Source organism: Pseudomonas sp. MF6751, assembly GCF_016613265.1.
GTDB classification, from domain to species: Bacteria; Pseudomonadota; Gammaproteobacteria; order Pseudomonadales; family Pseudomonadaceae; genus Aquipseudomonas; species Aquipseudomonas fluorescens_BV.
This window is the reverse complement of record NZ_JAENSV010000042.1, coordinates 1-18,521: the sequence shown is the minus strand read 5'-3', so window position 1 is coordinate 18,521 and position 18,521 is coordinate 1. Positions and strand designations below refer to the sequence as shown.

The 18,521-nt window shown below is 60.9% G+C and carries 14 protein-coding genes; 9 read left to right on the top strand and 5 right to left on the bottom strand.

Annotated elements, in window-relative coordinates:
* The first annotated feature begins 53 nt into the window (after positions 1-53).
* From JJD66_RS23130 to JJD66_RS23110, 5 genes are all read left to right on the top strand, one after another.
* Entirely contained in the window at positions 54-1,220 is a 1,167-nt protein-coding gene (locus JJD66_RS23130) for an efflux RND transporter periplasmic adaptor subunit (protein ID WP_105226680.1), read from the top strand.
* Positions 1,217-4,393, top strand: a complete 3,177-nt coding sequence (locus JJD66_RS23125; protein WP_198716528.1) for an efflux RND transporter permease subunit — start codon at positions 1,217-1,219, stop codon at positions 4,391-4,393. The genes JJD66_RS23130 and JJD66_RS23125 overlap by 4 nt, the downstream gene beginning before the upstream one ends.
* The gene (locus JJD66_RS23120; protein WP_105226682.1) at positions 4,390-5,841 is read left to right on the top strand and encodes an efflux transporter outer membrane subunit; all 1,452 of its coding nucleotides are present in this window, start codon (positions 4,390-4,392) and stop codon (positions 5,839-5,841) included. The genes JJD66_RS23125 and JJD66_RS23120 overlap by 4 nt, the downstream gene beginning before the upstream one ends.
* 235 nt (positions 5,842-6,076) lie before the next feature.
* Entirely contained in the window at positions 6,077-7,183 is a 1,107-nt protein-coding gene (gene zapE / locus JJD66_RS23115; protein ID WP_198716530.1) for a cell division protein ZapE, read from the top strand.
* A 165-nt stretch (positions 7,184-7,348) separates the two neighbouring features.
* Complete coding sequence (locus JJD66_RS23110; protein WP_105226683.1) at positions 7,349-7,840, top strand: GNAT family N-acetyltransferase; 492 nt, start codon at positions 7,349-7,351, stop codon at positions 7,838-7,840.
* 100 nt (positions 7,841-7,940) lie between these two features.
* On the opposite strand, the gene JJD66_RS23105 is transcribed toward JJD66_RS23110, so the two are convergent.
* The 4 genes from JJD66_RS23105 to JJD66_RS23090 form a co-directional block, all read right to left on the bottom strand.
* Positions 7,941-8,153 carry a hypothetical protein gene (locus JJD66_RS23105; RefSeq protein ID WP_116665680.1) on the bottom strand — a complete coding sequence of 71 codons (213 nt, stop codon included), beginning with the start codon at positions 8,151-8,153 and terminating at the stop codon, positions 7,941-7,943.
* Between the two features lie 140 nt (positions 8,154-8,293).
* A complete protein-coding gene (locus tag JJD66_RS23100) occupies positions 8,294-10,531 on the bottom strand; it encodes a TonB-dependent siderophore receptor (protein ID WP_200649127.1) in 2,238 nt (745 codons plus the stop codon).
* A 128-nt stretch (positions 10,532-10,659) separates the two neighbouring features.
* Entirely contained in the window at positions 10,660-12,402 is a 1,743-nt protein-coding gene (locus JJD66_RS23095) for a phosphoethanolamine transferase CptA (protein WP_032892095.1), read from the bottom strand.
* A 157-nt stretch (positions 12,403-12,559) separates the two neighbouring features.
* A complete protein-coding gene (locus JJD66_RS23090; RefSeq protein WP_196492057.1) occupies positions 12,560-12,736 on the bottom strand; it encodes a DUF6026 family protein in 177 nt (58 codons plus the stop codon).
* A gap of 259 nt (positions 12,737-12,995) precedes the next feature.
* Here JJD66_RS23090 and gnd point away from each other — a divergent pair, with 259 nt between their 5' ends.
* The 3 genes from gnd to JJD66_RS23075 are packed head-to-tail and all read left to right on the top strand — an operon-like array spanning position 12,996 to position 16,320.
* The gene (gene gnd / locus JJD66_RS23085; protein ID WP_019817573.1) at positions 12,996-13,979 is read left to right on the top strand and encodes a phosphogluconate dehydrogenase (NAD(+)-dependent, decarboxylating); all 984 of its coding nucleotides are present in this window, start codon (positions 12,996-12,998) and stop codon (positions 13,977-13,979) included.
* Positions 13,976-15,499: a glucose-6-phosphate dehydrogenase gene (gene zwf, locus JJD66_RS23080; RefSeq protein ID WP_034127720.1), complete on the top strand. Its 1,524-nt coding sequence runs from the start codon at positions 13,976-13,978 to the stop codon at positions 15,497-15,499. The genes gnd and zwf overlap by 4 nt, the downstream gene beginning before the upstream one ends.
* Positions 15,496-16,320: an HAD family hydrolase gene (locus JJD66_RS23075; RefSeq protein ID WP_200649126.1), complete on the top strand. Its 825-nt coding sequence runs from the start codon at positions 15,496-15,498 to the stop codon at positions 16,318-16,320. Before zwf ends, JJD66_RS23075 begins: the two co-directional genes overlap by 4 nt.
* 66 nt (positions 16,321-16,386) lie before the next feature.
* Here the strand turns inward: JJD66_RS23075 and JJD66_RS23070 are convergent, their stop codons facing one another.
* Complete coding sequence (locus JJD66_RS23070; RefSeq protein ID WP_034127718.1) at positions 16,387-16,647, bottom strand: hypothetical protein; 261 nt, start codon at positions 16,645-16,647, stop codon at positions 16,387-16,389.
* 344 nt (positions 16,648-16,991) lie between these two features.
* Between JJD66_RS23070 and JJD66_RS23065 the strand changes: the two genes are divergently transcribed.
* Positions 16,992-18,314: a sigma-54 dependent transcriptional regulator gene (locus JJD66_RS23065; RefSeq protein WP_034127717.1), complete on the top strand. Its 1,323-nt coding sequence runs from the start codon at positions 16,992-16,994 to the stop codon at positions 18,312-18,314.
* Positions 18,315-18,521: the final 207 nt, after the last annotated feature.

Sequence of the window (18,521 nt, the reverse complement as noted above, 5' to 3'; positions counted from 1 at the left end):
GGATAAAAACCCCAAGTGTCGGTTTGTCTTGAAAATTCCAAGGAGGGTGAACGATGTACACCAAACCAGTAAGCCTGATCACCGGGGCGTTGGCCGTAGCGTTGATGCTGGGCGGATGCTCGGACAATGCGCCGCCAGCCGCAGCGGCCAAGCCACCCGGCGTGCCAGTCGCCCAGGTGGTGGCGCGTGCGGTGACGCCGTTTGTGGAGTACACCGGTTCGTTGACCGCCATCGACCAGGTTCAATTGCGCCCGCGAGTCAGTGGCTATCTGCAAAGCGTCAGCGTGCCCGAAGGGCAGTTCGTGGCCAAGGGCAGCCCGTTGTTTGTGATCGACCCGCGTATGTTCCAGGCGGCAGTGAACGCAGCCAAGGCACGTCTGCGCGAGGCCGAGGCCAATGCGTTGCTGGCCCAGGCCGAGCATGGCCGCGCCGAGCAGTTATATGCCAAAAAGGTGGTGGCACGTGATCGTCTCGACACCGCCGTTGCTTCGTTGAACGCCGGCAGAGCGCAGGTGGAGGCCGCCAGGGCTGCGCTGGATACGGCCCAACTGGACCTGAGTTACACCCGCGTCACCGCACCTATCAGCGGGCGTATCGACCGCGCCCTAGTGACGGAAGGCAACTATGTCACCCGTGGGGAAACAGCGCTGACCACGATTGTTTCCATCGACCCCTTGCATGTGTATTTCGATGTGGATGAACGCACCTATCTGCATTCGTTGGCAGCGACGCGGCAACACGCCGGGTCCAAGGGCGACCAAGCCGCCAAGGTCATGGTGGCGATGCTCAACGACACCACCTATGCACGGGCCGGTCGCGTGGATTTTCTGGCCAACTCGGCCGACCGCAAGACTGGCACGGTGCGCGTGCGTGCGGTGGTGGAAAACCGGGACGGGCGCTTGACGCCGGGGCTGTTCGCCAAGGTCAAGCTGGATACCGGCGCGGCGCAACCCCGGGTGTTGATTGCCGACCATTCCATCGGCACCGATCAGGGCCGCCGTTATGTGTTGGTTGTCGGTGAGGGCGACAAGACCGAGTACCGCCCGGTGGAAGTCGGCCCGGTGGTCGACGGCCTGCGGGTCATCGAACAGGGCCTGCAACCGGGCGAGCGCATTGTCGTCAAAGGGCTGGTGCGCCCCGGCATGCAGGTGACACCGCTGGCCGCCAGTATTGACGGCAAGCCGCTTGAAGCACCGCTGGCGGTGGGGGGCGTGCAATGAGCTTCCCACGCTTTTTCATTGACCGACCGATCTTCGCCATCGTCCTGTCGGTGTTGATGATGATCGGCGGCATCGTGGCCTTCTTCCATCTACCGTTGAGCGAATATCCCGCCGTCACGCCGCCCACGGTGCAAGTGACGGCGTCGTATCCGGGGGCCAACCCGCAGGTGATTGCCGAGACAGTGGCGGCGCCGCTGGAACAGGTGATCACCGGGGTTGAGGGCATGCTTTACATGACCTCGCAGTCGGCCACCGATGGACGCATGATCCTGACCGCAACGTTCGCCCAGGGCACCAATGCGGACATGGCGCAGATCCAGGTGCAGAACCGTGTTTCGCGGGCTTTGCCGCGCTTGCCCGAAGAGGTGCAGCGCCTGGGTGTGGTCACGCAGAAAACCTCGCCGGACATCCTCATGGTGGTCCACCTGCTGTCCCCCGACCAACGTTATGACCCGCTCTACATCTCCAACTATGCCTACCTGCAGGTGCGCGATGAGTTGTCGCGCCTGCCGGGGATCAACGATGTGCTGGTGTGGGGCGCGGGTGAATACAGCATGCGCCTGTGGCTCGACCCGGACCTGATCGCCGCCCGTGGCTTGACCGCCGGTGATGTGATTGCTGCCGTGCGCGAGCAGAACGTGCAAGTGGCGGCCGGCTCGGTCGGCCAGGCGCCGGACTCCACTGCGGCGTTCCAAGTCACGGTCAATACCCTGGGGCGCCTGACGGATGAAGAGCAGTTCGGCGACATCATCATTCGCACCGGCGATAACGGCCAGGTCACGCGCTTGCGCGATGTGGCACGTATCGAGATGGGGGCCGATGCCTACGCGCTGCGCAGCCTGTTGGACGGCGAGCCTGCGGTGGCCTTGCAAATCATCCAGAGCCCTGGGGCAAACGCGCTGGATGTGGCGCAGTCGGTGCGCGATACCATGCAGCGCCTGCAAACCAGCTTCCCCGAGGGGTTGGTGTCGCGGATTGCCTATGACCCCACGGTGTTTGTGCGCGCTTCGCTGGAGTCGGTGGCCATCACGCTGATGGAAGCGATCCTGCTTGTGGTACTCGTGGTGGTGGTGTTCCTGCGCAACTGGCGGGCGTCGCTGATTCCTTTGATGGCCGTGCCGGTATCGATCATCGGCACCTTTGCGGTCATGCACCTGATGGGCTTCTCCCTCAATACCTTGTCGCTGTTCGGCCTGGTGTTGTCGATCGGCATCGTGGTCGACGATGCAATCGTGGTGGTGGAGAACGTCGAGCGGCATATCGAAAACGGCGAGGAGCCGATGCAGGCTGCGCGACGGGCGATGAGCGAGGTCACCGGCCCTATCATTGCGATCACCTCGGTGCTGGCGGCCGTGTTCATTCCCACCGCGTTTCTCAGTGGCCTGCAAGGCGAGTTCTATCGGCAATTTGCGCTGACCATCGCGATTTCCACCATCCTCTCGGCGGTCAACTCGTTGACCCTCAGCCCGGCGCTGGCCGGCCTGTTGCTGCGGCCACGGCATGCCGCTGTGGTGCATGACCCGCGCAGCCTGCGTGGTCGCGCCGCACGCCTGTTGGAGGTGCTGGGCCGGCCGTTCCAGCGTGCGCCGCAAGCCTATGGCAACACTGTGCGCAAGGTCGTCGGCCGTCGTGGCGTAGCGCTGTTGGCTTACGGCGGTTTGCTCGCATTGACCTGGTTCGGCTTCAACGCGGTACCGGCCGGCTTCGTGCCGATGCAAGACAAGTACTACCTGGTCGGTATCGCCCAACTGCCGAACGCGGCCTCGTTGGAGCGTACCGATGCGGTGGTGCGGCAAATGTCGAAAATCGCCCTGGATGAGCCGGGGGTCGAGAGTGTCGTGGCGTTCCCGGGGCTGTCGGTCAACGGCTTCGTCAACGTTCCGAATGCGGCGGTGATGTTCGTCATGCTTGATCCGTTTAAAGAGCGCACCTCGCCGGATATGGCGGCGGTCGCCATCGCCGGGCGTCTGCAGGCCAAGTTTGCGAGCATCCCCGACGGCTTCCTCGGCGTGTTCCCGCCGCCACCGGTACCGGGTCTCGGGGTCACCGGGGGCTTCAAGCTGCAGGTCGAAGACCGTGGCGGCGTCGGGCTGGAGGCGCTGGTGCAGCAGACCCAGGTACTGATGACCAAAGCCACTGAGTCAGGCCAGGTGGCCGGGCTGATGACCAGCCTGGACGTCAATGCGCCGCAACTGAATGTCGACATCGACCGCACCCAGGTCAAGAGCCAGGGCGTGCGCCTGGCGGATGTGTTCGAGTCGCTGCAGGTCTATCTGGGGTCGCTGTATGTCAATGACTTCAACCGGTTTGGTCGCACCTACAAAGTCACGGCCCAGGCCGATGCGGACCACCGCATGCAGGCCGAAGCCATCGGTCGTCTGCAGGTGCGCAACGCCGACGGGGACATGCTGCCGTTGTCGGCGTTTGTCACGGTCACGCCGAGCTCCGGGCCTGACCGGGTGATTCACTACAACGGCTATCCCTCGGCGGATATCTCTGGCGGCGCGATGCCAGGGGTCAGCTCCGGGCAGGCGGTTGCGCTCATGGAGCGCCTGGCCCAGGAGGTACTGCCCGAGGGCGTGACCTATGAATGGACAGACCTGACCTACCAGCAAAAGCTCGCCGGCTCATCGGCCCTGTTTATTTTCCCGCTGTGTGTGCTGCTGGCTTATCTGATCCTTGCCGCGCAGTACAACAGTTGGCTGCTGCCGCTGGCGGTGTTGCTGATCGTGCCCATGTGCCTGCTCAGCGCAATCCTCGGCGTGTGGCTGGTGGAGGGCGACAACAACGTGTTCGTGCAGATCGGGTTGGTGGTGCTGGTGGGCTTGGCGGCGAAGAACGCCATCCTGATCGTCGAGTTTGCCCGCAGCCTTGAAGCCGAAGGCGCCAGCCCATTGGAAGCGGTGATCCACGCCTGCCAATTGCGCCTGCGCCCTATTTTGATGACGTCCCTGGCGTTTATCGCCGGCGTAGTCCCGTTGGTGTTTGCCAGTGGCGCCGGGGCCGAGATGCGCCATGCCATGGGGGTTGCGGTGTTTGCCGGGATGTTGGGCGTGACGCTGTTCGGTCTGTTCCTGACGCCCGTGTTCTATGTGGTGATGCGCAGCCTGGCGCTGCGCGTTCAGCGTCAGGGGGCGAGTCCGACGGTGCAGCTAAAGGAGAGCGCATCATGAAACAGGCGTATCCAGCTTTTCTGTTGTCGTTGACCCTGCTGGCCGGTTGCGGCTCGGTGGGGCCGGACTATTCCGCGCCAGTGCTGCCCGCTGCGCAGCGGGCGACGAGCTTCGGCGCGCCCATCGCCGGGCTTGGTGCGGGCGAGGTCGAAGTGCAGTGGTGGCAAGTGTTCGACGAGCCGGCATTGAGCCAATTGATCCAACAGGCATTGGCGGCCAACCACGACATCGGCATCGCCGCCGCACGCCTGGACGAAGCCAAGGCGCTGTTGCGCGAAAGTCGCCAAGGCTTCCTGCCCAGCGGCGGCGCCGCCCTGGGTTACGAGCACCGCCAACGCAGCGAGGTCGAGACTCCCTTCGGCGAGCAGCGCTCCATTGAAACCACTCGGGCGGCGGTGGATGCAGCCTGGGAAATCGACTTGTTTGGGCGCGTGCGTCGCTCGGTGGAGGCGGCCCAGGCCCAGGCGGGGTCGCGTCAAGCGTTGCTGCGCAGCGTGCAAGCGAGCGTCGCGGCGACGGTCGCGGCTACCTGGTTCGAGTTACAAGGGATCGAAGCCGAACAGGCGGTCGTCGCGGATATCAGCCAGAGCCAGCGCGACAGCCTGGGCCTGGTAGGGCAGATGGTCAGCGTCGGCGCCGCCACCGAATTCGACCGGCTGCGTGCCGAGGCCTTGTTGCGCAATGTTGAGGCCGTAGCGCCTGACCTGGAGCGACGTCGCGCCAAGTCAACCAACGCGTTGGCGGTGCTGCTGGGGCAAGCGCCCCAGGGGTTCAAGCCACCGCTGGCCCGGCCTGGGCGTGAAACCTTGAACCTGCGCACGTTGCAGGTGGGAGACCCGGCCGGCCTGCTGGCGCGCCGTGCCGATATTGCCGCGGCCGAACGCACGCTGGCGGCTGCGACCGCGCAGATTGGCGTGGAAACCGCTGGCTTGTATCCGGATATCCAGGTGCAGGGTTCCATCGGTTTGCTGGCCGGAAGTCTCAGCGCCCTGGGCGATGCGGGCATGCAGTCGAACTTTATCGCGCCGGTGATTCGCTGGTCACTGCTGGACACCGGGCGCGTACGAGCGCGGATTGCCGCCAGCGAGGCACGCACCCAGGCCGCGTTGATCGCTTATGACCAGACCGTGTTGCGGGCCCTGCAGGAAACCGATGATGCGTTCCAGGCCAACCGTACGGCCGGCAACGCCCTGGGTTTGCGGCTGTTGGAGGCGGCCGCCAACCGTGAGGCAGCCAGCTTTGCGCGTGAGCGGTTTGCGCAAGGCGAGGGCGTGTACCTGGATGTGCTTGAGGCCGAACGCGCGGACTTCACCAGCCGCCGGGCATTGACGGCGGCGCGCACGGAACAGCGCTTGGCGGTGGTGGGGATCTATAAGGCGCTGGGTGGTGGGTGGGAGATCTGTGAGAGGGCGGGGCAGGCGTGCAAGGGGGCCACGGTGTTGCGCTAACGCGATGCGACGCGGGGCCTGTGGGAGCTGGCTTGCCTGCGAAGACGGCCTGCCAGCCGACGCATTTCTACCTGACACGCCGGGTTCCAACTGTGGGAGCTGGCTTGCCTGCGATGACGGCATGCCAGCCGACACAGGGTTATCAGACCGTACATATCCATTCCTCATGCTCGCCTCAGGCAAACAGCCCAAGATTTCGCGCCTGGACAGCTCTGCGTCCGTCATACTGGCAAGCATGACTTTTGACTCGCCTCTCGCCGCTTACCAACATGCCATCGCCCAGCCAGGTTTCGTCGCCGACGACGCCCAGCGCCGGGCGGTACAAGCCTTGCAAACCTGTCACGAGGCCTTGCATCAAGGGCGTTCGTCGATTGCCGGCGTTTACCTGTGGGGCCCGGTGGGGCGTGGCAAGACCTGGTTGATGGACCAGTTCTACCAAAGCTTGCGCGTGCCTGCGCGGCGCCAGCATTTTCACCACTTCATGGCGTGGGTGCACCAGCGCTTATTCCAGCTCACGGGCACCCAGGACCCCTTGCAGGCGTTGGCCAGGGAACTGAGCCAGGCGGTGCGCGTGCTGTGCTTCGATGAATTGTTTGTGAATGATATCGGTGACGCGATCATTCTCGGCCGCCTGTTCCAAGTGATGTTCGAAGAGGGTGTGGTGATGGTGTGCACGTCCAACCAGCCGCCCGACCAGTTGTATGCCGGTGGCTTCAACCGTGAGCGTTTCCTGCCGGGTATCGACGCGCTCAAGCAGCATATGCAGGTGGTGGCCGTGGACGGTGGCGAGGATCATCGCTTGCATCCCGGCGTGGGCATGCAGCGCTATTGGGTGAGTCAGCCCGAGGCACTGGCGGCGCTGTTCCGGCAGTTGAGCCAAGGCCAAACCGTGACCAGCGGGGTGGTAAGCGTAGGGTACCGCACCATCATGACGGTGCAGGCCAGTGACACCGTGCTTTGGTGTCGCTATGCCGACCTGTGTGAGCAGCCCCTGGCCGCGATGGATTTCATGCTTTTATGTGATCGCTTCCACGCCATCCTGCTAGGAGACGTCCCGAACCTCAGTGCACAGAAACGCCCGGGCCGGATTGCCCGTGGCACTGAGGACAGCGCCGAGCGCGTAGTAGCCGGGGATCGAGAGTTGCCACAGTTGTCGGTGCATGACGACAGCGTACGGCGTTTTATCGCGTTAGTGGACGAATGCTACGACCGCAAAGTGCCACTCTTTATCGACGCCGAGGTGCCATTGCACAGCCTGTATACCGAAGGCTACCTGGAGTTTCCTTTCCGCCGCACCCTGAGCCGTCTGCAAGAGATGCAGTTGGAACGCTTCGCCACTTAGGAAAAATCGCCGCTCCAAAGCTCTTTGCACGCTTTGATGCGCGCAAACTTCGCATTTTCTGTCAGCGATTTGTCGCTTATCTCCTTCATCTACTGCCGACTCCACGCTTACAATCGCAGCTCTCAAAGGGAAACGATTCCCTGGTTGTCGCTATCGAGGAAGGAAATGGACACCCCAGACATCCTGGTGCTGCAAGCCAGCTATACCAACGCCGTGCACGCCGACGCCATTGGCCTGTTGCTCAACCATTACGCTGAAGATCCGATGGGCGGCGGCCATAGCCTGCCAGCCGATCTCTTGCAGCAGTTGCCAGCCGAACTGGCCAAGCGCCCACACGCGTTCAGTGTGCTGGCGTTCGTCGGGGGGGAGCCAGCGGGATTGGTCAATTGTTTCGAGGGCTTTTCGACCTTCGCCTGCCGGCCCTTGGTCAATGTCCATGATGTGGTGGTGAAAGAGCAGTTTCGGGGGTTGGGGTTGAGTCAGAAGATGCTGCAAAAGGTCGAGGAAATCGCCCGGCAGCGCGGTTGCTGCAAGATTACCCTCGAAGTGCTGGAAGGCAATACTCTGGCGCAGGCGGCGTACCGCAAGTTCGGTTTTGACGACTCAGTGTTTGATCCGGCCCATGGGCGGATGTTGTTCTGGAATAAATCGTTGTAATAAATAACCGGCAAAAAAAGGCGCCATTAAATGGCGCCCAATAAACCTTTGCCAACGGAGCAGAATGGCGCAGGGTGCTACGGATTAAGTAAGCATTAACTCAGCTGTTCGGTTGCGCCTGATCAACCGTGTCGGCCTTGACCGACTTGCCATCGGCGCTGGCAACTTGTTGCTCAGCCTTGCCGTGGGTTTTTTCCTGAATGAAGCTGAAGTTGTTGTAGAACTCCTTGGAGCGCTCTGCGCCGCCCTCTGCAAAGGCAGCGGCAGAGGTCAGGGTCATCAGGCTGGCCAGCATCAAGGTCGAGAGTTTCATAGTGGTATCCCCATTAAAGTGATAGGTGTCTGGTCGCTTCGTGATCAGATCATGGAGCGACTATGGCGTTATCTTATTAAGTGGGAATTAACGGGAGATGCCGTTGAAGTTAACAGTTTTGTTAACTTCAACGTGCGAGGCTATAACTTCCAATCCAATGCCAGCGTGACGGAGCGCGGCTCGCCCCAGTACACGCCGTTATAAAAGCCAACGCGCTCGTAATATTTCTTATCAAAGAGATTGTTCACGTTGACCGACGCCGAAACCTGTTCGTCGAACTGGTAGCGCGACATCAGATTGACCACGGTGTAGCCCTGTTGCGTGATTTTCGCCCGGGTGGTTATTGGCCTACCTTCGCTGTTGCGCTGCCCGGTCGGGCGGTTGCTGAAGTCGTAGGTTTCGCTTTGCCAGTTCACGGCGCCGCCGACCGTCAGTTTGCGCCAGGCGCCGGGCAGGCGATAGGCGCTGGAGATCTTCACCAGATTCAAGGGTTGGCTGGTGTTGTTGCGTTTGTCAGAGCCATTGACCGAATGGGTGTAGGTGTAGCCGGCGGACAGGTTCCAGTCCGGCGTGATTTCACCGGCGGCTTCCAGCTCGAAGCCGTTGACCTTGTTACCTTTGCCGCCGGATTTGTAGTACTCCTCGCCCGTGACCGGGTTGGGCGGGACTGAGTCATCCCGCTCGGCGACATTGTCCTGGGTACTCCAGAAGTACGCGGCGGCCAGGTTCAAGCGCTCGTTCAGCACACTGCCCTTGAGGCCCACTTCGTAGTTACTGCCGACCACGGGCTCCAGGTACTTCTTGTTGGCATCACGGTAGTCCTGGGGTTTGAAGATGTCGGTATAGCTGGCGTAGACGGTGTACTGCGGCGTGATGTCGTAGAGCAGGCCGGCGTAGGGCGTCCACATATCATTGTGGGTCTGGCTGGTTTTGCCCGAAGCGGTCAGTTGGTCGTTGGCATCGTATTTGGGCTCTGCGCTTTCCAGCTCCCAACTGCCGTAACGGCTGCCCAGTACGGCGTGCAAGCTGTCTGTGAGGCTCAGCCTTGTGGCCAGGTAACCGGCTTTCTGTTGTTTCTTGCTGTGCTCACCCTTCAGGTCGGTCACCTGGTCGGTGAACTTGCCGATGCCGCCCATGTGCTTCCAGTCCTGAATGGGGTAATAGCTGGCTGGCAGGTCGCTGCGCATGAAGGGCGAGACATCCCGTTGGGCGGCTTCGCCATAGCCCATCATCAGCGCGTGTTCGCGGCCCAGCAGCGTGTAGCTGCCGGCCAGGTTGAGGTCGATGGCCTCCATGTGCGAGGTACCGCGCATATGGCTGGCCCAAGCCGTCATGCCGCTGCGGTCGGGGTTGGGGAAGCCGGCGCCGCCGTAATACACCTTGCCATCGGTGTCGCTCTGGCGATGGGTATAGGCGGCCTTCAGGTGCCAGTCGCCGCCGAGCCGATGGTCGAGGGTGGCGAAGGTGGTCTTGTCGGTCAGCGGCCAGGAACTCCAGTGCGCCGCCATGTTGGTGGAGCGGGGCAGCCTGGCCTTGCCGCCCTGGCTGTTCCAGTAGGGCACGGTGCCCCAAGACGTGCCTTGCACCTGTTTGTCCTGGTAATCAAAGCCTGCGGCCAGCACGGTATCGTCGGAAAGGTCAGCTTCGAGAATGCCGTAGCCCACTGCCCGCTGCAGCCCATAGTTGTCACGAAAAGACTTGCTGTCGCGGTAAGCCAGCACGCTACGCCCGCGCAGTTTGCCGTCGAACGCCAGCGGGCCGCCCACGTCAACGTAGCTGTAGTAGTTGTCATGGCTGGCGCCACTGATGCCGGTCTTGGCCTGCCACTGGGCGGTAGGGCGCTTGCGCACCATGTTGACGGTGGCCGAAGGGTCGCCTGCGCCCGTGGTCAGGCCCGTCGCGCCGCGCACTACTTCGATGCGGTCGTAGATGATGGTGTCGGCGTCGGTCTTCATGTAGCCGAAAGTGTTGAGCATCCCGTCAACCTGGAAGTTGCTGATGCCATAGCCTCGGGCGGAGTAGTAGACACGATCGGAGTCGTAATGCTGAACGTTGACGCCCGTGGTCTGGCGCAACACATCCGTCAGGGTATTGAGATTGAAGTCGTCCATCTGCTGGCGTGTGATCACCGAGATCGATTGCGGGGTTTCCTTGACGGAGAGGTTCAGCCGCGTGGCGGTGCTCATCGAGCCAGTAGTGTAGGCGCCGGTGTGCTCGGTGGTGGCGCCCAGGCCGTCGGCGCTGATGGTGGTGGCGCCCAGTTCCAGGGCTTTGGCGGGGGCTGTATCGGGGGCGGTGTCGGCCAGCGAATCCGGGCTCAGCGCCAGGCTGAACAAGCCGAAGGTGAAGGTCATGGAACGGGTGAAGGGCGCAAACATCGCTGCAGACTCCTTGTCGTCTTTGATACCTCCCCAGGCAGGGAGGGCTTGGTTCAAAGACGAAAGGAACTGCGGAACTTTAGGCTCAAACGAGAATGATTGTTATCTTTCTGTTACAAGACCCTGGCTTACTTGGCCACCACTTCGGCGCCGTCGGCCTTCTTGGGCTTGATCAGGCTGAAGTCGATCAGCGCCTTCTGCTTGGTCTCGTAAGGGTTGCCGATCAATAGGGGGCGAGGCTTGAAGCTGTCGCTTACCAGGCTCTTGCTGTGGTCCAGCTCATCGAAACTCAAGCCTGCCATGTCGGCCCAGGTGTGGATCAACTGCGAACTGCTGTAAGGCCGCTGCAAGTCGCCGGCGAAGCTCCAGTCGTGACTTTCGCGCCATTTGGGCGAGGCGTAGGCCATGAACGGGATGGTGTACATCGGCGCGGTCGGCTTGCCTTCGTTACGCCCCAAGGTGTCGTGGCCGGCGGAGTCGAACACGTCTTCGCCGTGGTCCGAGAGGTACAGCAAAAAGCCGTTGGGGTCGGTCTTGGCGTAGTCCTTGATCAGGCTGGAGACCACGAAGTCGTTGTATAGCACCGCGTTGTCATAGCTGTTGTAGGTCGGCAACTGCGCATCGCTGACACCCGCCGGCACGCCCTGGCGGTCGGTGAACTTGTCGAAGGTCTGCGGGTAGCGATACTGGTAGCTCATGTGGGTGCCCAGCAGGTGCACCACGATGAACTTGCGTTCGGCGGTATCGGCCAGGGCCTTGGAAAACGGCGCCAGTACATCGCCGTCGTACTGACGGGCGTTCTGGTTGCGGTTGTTGTTCAGGTACACCTGCTCGTCGGCCTGTTCGGAAAAGGTCGTGAGCATGGTGTTGCGTTTGGTCATGGTCTGCTGGTTGGTGATCCAGAAGGTCTTGTAGCCAGCCTGTTTCATCACGCTGACAATCGACGGTGTCTTGAGGTACAGGTCCGGGTTTTCTTCGTCAGCGAAGGTCAGCACCTGTTGCAGCGCTTCAATGGTGTAGGGGCGCGGGGTGATGACGTTATCGAACACGGCCAGTTGGTCGCGCAGCTTGTCCAGCTCCGGCGTGGTGTTACGCGGGTAGCCGTAGAGGCTCATGCGCTGGCGGTTGGTCGACTCGCCGATGACCAAGACAAGTGTGGACGGCTGGCCGGCCATGCTGTCCTTGAGGTTGTTCAAGGGCGGGATCTTGCTTGCACTGGTGAGCATGCCTTGCATGTTGTCCAACTGCTCGGTGTAGCGACGATAGGCGACGATCATCTGCCAAGGCACGGCAGGCTCGATGCGGGTTTCAAAACGATCGATGGCCAATTCCATGGTTTCGCTGGTGGCGATCTGCTTGACCAGTGGGTAGCCCACCACCGCAAGGACGATGGCAATGGCTGCCACGATCGACTGGCCGCGAGGCAGATACACCGGGCGCAAGCGCGTCCACAGGAAGATGGCGAAGGCGGTGTGGGCAATGAACGCCAACACGATCCACCAGGCAAAGTATTGGGTGGCGTATTCGCCGGCTTCAGAGATGTTCGACTCGAACATGATGAAGATGACGCTCTGGGAGAATTCCTGCTGGTAAATGAAGAAATAACCCAGGCTCGCCATGGAGCAAGCCCACAGCACCACGCCGATCAAGGCGGCGAGCAGGCGCGTACGACGCGGGAACAGCAGCATCGGCGCCAGCCACAGCGCACTCATGAAGAAGGCCTGGCGGAAGCCACTGAAGCCGGAGGTGCCGGTCAGTTGGATAAGAAGTTGGGTAATACCCGAGAAATACCAGAAAAACAGGAATAACCAGCCAAGGCCGGCCCAATCAAAGCCTTTCGCAGTCGTCGTGCTGCGTTTGAACATCGCCATCCAGCGCCCCATCAGAAATAGATTGTCGCGCACAGACGCGCAACATCGGGCCGCCCAGGAAGTGAGCGGCATCGCGGAGCGGGAGTATCAAGAGGGGAATGTGAAAACTTTGTGAGTTTTCTGTAGGTATTGCCTTACAACGCGTTCGGCGCGGGCATCAGCACAGGGCTGGCTTGGCATCCGACGGCTGATCGAGCTGGGCTTGAAGGTGCAAGCGCAGGCGCAGGACTTCCTGTTGCAACTGATCGCGCTCGTCTTTCAACTGGCGCAGTTCATCGCGACGGAGGGTGACGTAGAGGGTCTGTGGCGGGCGGGTCATCTGTGCTGTGCTCATTGCTTACCTCGCAAATAGCCGGTAGATCGCGGTGCCGAAACAGGTTTCTGGCAACAGTCGGAAGCAAGTTTGAATTCTTTTTCGCGGCAAGGGAACTTTTTTATTTTTGGTGGTCGTGTGACTTTTGCCGGGGTGATGGTGAAACGATGGCAACTTTTTTGCCATGAAACTACACGGATCCGCTCTGGACTAACCCTCATTAGCCTCATTGCGCTATAAACTATGTCACACATTTTTTAGAAGTTAGGAGCATCAGCACATGCAACTGGGGATTATCGGACTAGGCCGCATGGGCGGTAACATTGCGCGGCGCCTGATGCTCAATGGGCATACCACCGTTGTATACGACCGTAACGAAGCCTTCGTCAAAGCCTTGAGCGAGGAGGGCGCCACCGGTGTTGCCGACTTGAAAGCGCTGGTGGCCGGCTTGCAAAAGCCCCGTGCTGTCTGGGTCATGTTGCCAGCGGGCGCGCCCACCGAAGACACCATCAACGCACTGAGCGAACTGCTGGAAGACGGCGATGTGATCATCGACGGCGGCAACACCAACTACAAGGACGACGTGCGTCGCGGCAAGGCCCTGGCTGAAAAGGGCCTGCACTATGTGGACGTGGGCACCTCGGGCGGCGTCTGGGGCCTGGAACGGGGCTATTGCATGATGATCGGTGGCGACACCGAGACCGTGAATCGCCTCGACCCGATCTTCAAAAGCCTGGCGCCGGGCCTGGGTAACATTCCGCGCACCAAGGACCGTTCGGCCTCTGCCGACCCACGTGCCGAGCAGGGCTACATTCACGCCGGCCCAGCGGGTTCCGGGCACTTCGTCAAGATGATCCACAACGGCATCGAGTACGGGATGATGCAGGCGTTTGCCGAAGGTTTTGACATCCTCAAGACCAAGAACTCGGAAAACTTGCCGGAAGACCAGCGCTTTGACCTCAACGTTGGCGACATCGCCGAAGTCTGGCGTCGTGGCAGCGTGGTGTCGTCCTGGCTGTTGGACCTGACCGCCGACGCCCTGGCCACCGACCCGAAACTCGACGGCTACTCGGGCTCCGTGGCCGACAGCGGTGAAGGCCGTTGGACCATCGAAGCAGCGATGGAGCAGGCGGTGCCGGTTCCGGTGTTGTCAACCTCGCTGTTCGCGCGTTTCCGTTCCCGCCAGCAGAGCACCTACGGTGACAAAATGCTGTCTGCCATGCGCTTCGGCTTTGGTGGTCATGTGGAGACTTCCAAAAAATGACCGCCAACGGCAAGAAACCCAAGGCCGAACCTGCTCCACCCACCACATTGTTTCTGTTTGGCGCCCATGGCGACCTGGTCAAGCGCCTGCTCATGCCGGCGCTGTACAACCTCAGCCGTGACGGTTTGCTCGGTGATGGCCTGCGTATCGTCGGTGTTGATCACAACGCCATCAGCGATGCGGACTTTGCCAAGAAACTCGAGGACTTCATTCGTACCGAAGCCTCCAGCAAAGTCAGGGGCAATGCCGAGAACGCCCTCGACCCCGCGTTGTGGGCGCAACTGGCCAAGGGCATCAGCTACGTCGAGGGCGATTTCCTCGACGACAGCACCTATGCCGATATCGCCAGCAAGATCGCTGACAGCGGCACCGGCAATGCGGTGTTCTATCTCGCCACTGCACCGCGCTTCTTCAGTGAAGTGGTGCAGCGCCTGGGCAGTGCCGGTTTGTTGAATGAAACGGACGAGGGCTTTCGGCGCGTGGTTATCGAGAAGCCGTTCGGCTCCGACCTGGCCACCGCCGAGGCGCTCAACGCCTGCCTGCTCAAGGTGATGAGCGAGAAGCAGATCTACCGCATCGACCATTACCTGGGCAAGGAGACGGTGCAGAACATCCTGGTCAGCCGTTTCTCCAACGTGCTGTTCGAAGCGTTCTGGAACAACCACTACATCGATCACGTGCAAATCACCGCTGCTGAAACGGTAGGCGTTGAAACCCGAGGCAACTTTTTCGAAAAAACCGGCACCTTGCGCGACATGGTGCCCAACCATCTGTTCCAGCTGCTGGCAATGGTCGCCATGGAACCGCCGGCAGCCTTTGGTGCCGACGCGGTGAGGGGTGAGAAGGCCAAAGTGGTCGGTGCGATCCGCCCCTGGTCGCTGGAAGATGCGCGGGCCAACTCGGTGCGCGGCCAATACACCGCTGGCGAAATCGCCGGCAAGCCATTGCCCGGCTATCGCGAAGAAGCCAACGTCGCGCCGGACAGCAGCACCGAGACGTTCGTCGCGCTAAAAGTGATGATTGATAACTGGCGTTGGGTCGGTGTGCCGTTTTACCTGCGTACCGGCAAGCGCATGAGCATCCGCGACACCGAGATCGTGATCTGCTTCAAACAGGCACCTTATGCGCAATTTCGCGATACCGAAGTCGATGAGCTCAAGCCCACTTACCTGAAAATCCAGATCCAGCCGAACGAAGGCATGTGGTTCGACCTGTTGGCCAAGCAGCCTGGGCCGACCCTGGAGATGGCCAATATCGAGTTGGGCTTTGACTACAAGGACTTCTTCGAAATGCAGCCGTCGACGGGTTACGAAACCCTGATCTACGACTGCATGACCGGCGACCAGACCTTGTTCCAGCGTGCCGACAACATCGAGAACGGTTGGCGTGCGGTGCAGCCGTTCCTGGATGCGTGGAAGGAAGATGATGGTATCCAGGCCTACAAGGCCGGTGAAGATGGCCCAGCGGCGGCCGATGCCTTGCTGGCCCGCGATGGCCGCGCCTGGCATAGCCTCGGATGAGTGACGTGACGATTCATCCCGTCCGGTTTGTCCTCAGTGATGTGGACGGGACGCTATTGCATCCCGACCACAGCCTCAGCCAACGCACCGCCGATGCCATTCGCGCTATGCGCGAGGCTGGGGTGATTTTCAGCCTGGCCAGCGGGCGTCCGCCCAAGGCCATGCGGCATTTGATCGAGACCTTTGGCATCGATGTGCCAGTGGCTGGCTTTAATGGCGGTACGTTGGTCAACCCAGATGGCAGCATCCTGGTTGCTCATCATCTGCCGGCGGAAGCGGCGCTGATCACCCTGTCGCTGTTTTCCAGCGAGCCGGACGTGGAAGTCTGGGTGTTTGCCGATGGCGACTGGCTGCGCCGTGATCCGCCCGGGCCCATGGTGCAGCGCGAAGCCGATGGCTTGGGCTATGGGCCGGTAGTGGTGGAGAGTTTCGAGCCTTACCTGGACAGGGTCGACAAGATCGTCGCCGCCAGCAACAACACCCAGTTGTTGGTGGAGCTGGAAGCGCAATTGCAGCCGAAAGTGCAGGGGTTGGCCCAGGTGTCGCGTTCGCAGCCGGTGTATCTGGACGTGACCGCGATGCTGGCCAATAAAGGCGAAGCCTTGAAAACCCTGGCTGAACACCTGGGCGTACCGCTTGCACAAACGGCTGCGATTGGAGACGGTGGCAATGACCCGGCGATGTTTCATGTGGCGGGGTTGTCGATTGCCATGGGCCAGGCCGAAGAAACCGTCAAGCGCCAGGCCAATGTGGTCACCGGCAGCAATGTCGAAGACGGCGCTGCCGAGGCGTTCGAACGCTTTATTCTCGCCGCACGTTAAGCGTGCACGTATGACTGTACAACTTCCAGCTCAAGTTTTACTTGGGCTGGAAGTTGCTGCATTGCATTACTTTGGCATCGCCCAGTGTTGCAACTGGTGGCCATCTTTATCGAGCTCGGCACGGGCCTGCAATAGCAGGTTTTCAAGTTGGGCCGGGTCGGTATAGGCAGTCGACGGCAACTGTTTGCTGCCGATGCGGGTGTTGGTGCGGTCGATGACGCTCAGGCTGAGGGCGCCAACGCCATCGTGCCAGGCCACGCATTGAAAAGGCTGGAAGGCACGGTCTGCAATCAAAAGAGCTTCGTTGATGCGCAGCGGAGCGTTCATTTGGGTCTTCTCTCTGTATGCCCATTCAAGTGAGTACCGGCGGTTGGGCTGACCGTGCGGTGGGTTACTTGTACTGATGCACGATGGTGGGGTGCGGGTCACATGCTAGGGCAAGAAATTTTAACGTTCCCTGATTGACGTCATGTAAGCGGCTGTTTTGAAAGCGCAATAAACCTTTCACTGGCGAGCAACTTCTGGCGCGCTACGAAACAGGCATGGCTTTTTGCCCACGCTTATAGCGAAAGGGTACAAGGTAAGCGTCAAGATCTTGCTAGGGTTACCAACAGTCGACACAAACTGTTGTTTCTAAATAACTTTAACAATATTGGCGCCAAGGAACAGTCATGGTTGCGACACCCGCTCAACGCCGCTTACTGGTGGTCGACCCCTGTGACGATTGCCACGGGTTATTACCCGGTTTACGCACCGCCGGCTGGGAAGTGGACAGCTGTGCCTTGGAGGCGGTAGGTGAGCGCTCCTGCGATGTGGGCCTGCTGCGTTTGCAACGCGATCACCTGGAACGCCCTGAAGCAGTCAAAGAGTTGATTGGTCGCAGCGGCACCGAGTGGATCGCCGTGCTCAGCCAGGATGTACTGCGTTTGCAGAACGTCGGCGATTTTGTCTGCGAATGGTTTTTCGACTTTCATACCTTGCCCTTCGATGTGTCCCGGGTGCAGGTGACCCTGGGCCGTGCGTTCGGCATGGCGCGCCTGCGTGGCAAGGGCTACGCCCCGGTGGATGAGCCCCATGAATTGCTGGGCGAAAGCCGTCCCATCCGAGAGTTGCGCAAGTTGTTGTCCAAGTTGGCGCCTACTGAGTCCCCGGTGCTGATCCGCGGTGACAGCGGTACGGGCAAAGAGTTAGTGGCCAAGACTTTGCACCGCCAATCCCAGCGGCACGCCAAGCCGTTTGTCGCGATCAATTGCGGCGCCATCCCTGAACATCTGATCCAGTCCGAGTTGTTCGGCCACGAAAAAGGCGCGTTCACCGGCGCCCACCAGCGCAAGATCGGACGTATTGAAGCGGCCAACGGCGGCACGCTGTTCCTCGATGAAATCGGCGATCTGCCGATGGAGTTGCAAGCCAACCTGTTGCGCTTTCTTCAGGAAAAACACATCGAACGCGTTGGTGGCAGCCAGCCGATCCCGGTGGATGTACGCGTGTTGGCTGCCACCCACGTCAACCTCGAGGCCGCGGTGGAGAAGGGCGCCTTTCGCGAAGACCTGTATTACCGCCTAAATGTGCTGCAAGTGGTCACCGCGCCGTTGCGTGAACGTCATGGCGACGTGGCAATGCTGGCTAACCACTTTTCACGTTTCTACAGCCAGGAAACCGGACGGCGCCCGCGCAGTTTCAGCGAAGAGGCTTTGGTGGCGATGGGGCAACACCCGTGGCCGGGCAATGTGCGTGAACTGGCCAACCGCGTACGGCGCGGCCTGGTGCTGGCCGAAGGGCGGCAGATCGAAGCGGTTGACCTAGGGCTGCAGGGCCAGCAGGTCATTTCGGCGCCGATGGCGACATTGGAAGACTACAAGCACCGTGCCGAACGCCAGGCGCTGTGCGATGTGCTCAACCGGCACAGCGACAACCTCAGTGTCGCGGCCCGCGTGCTGGGGATTTCCCGGCCGACGTTCTACCGGTTGCTGCACAAACACCAGATCCGCTAGGGCGGGTAAAACCAAAGTGGGAGTTGGCTTGCCTGCGAAAGCGGTGGTTCAGTTAAAGCTTCAGTGACTGACACTCCGCTTTCGCGGGCAAGCCCGCTCCCACAGGGGATCTGTGCCAGGCGCTGATCCTGTGGGCAATGCATGGCTAATGTGGGAGCTGGCTTGCCTGCGAAAGCGGTGGTTCAGTTGAAAACTCAGTGACTGACA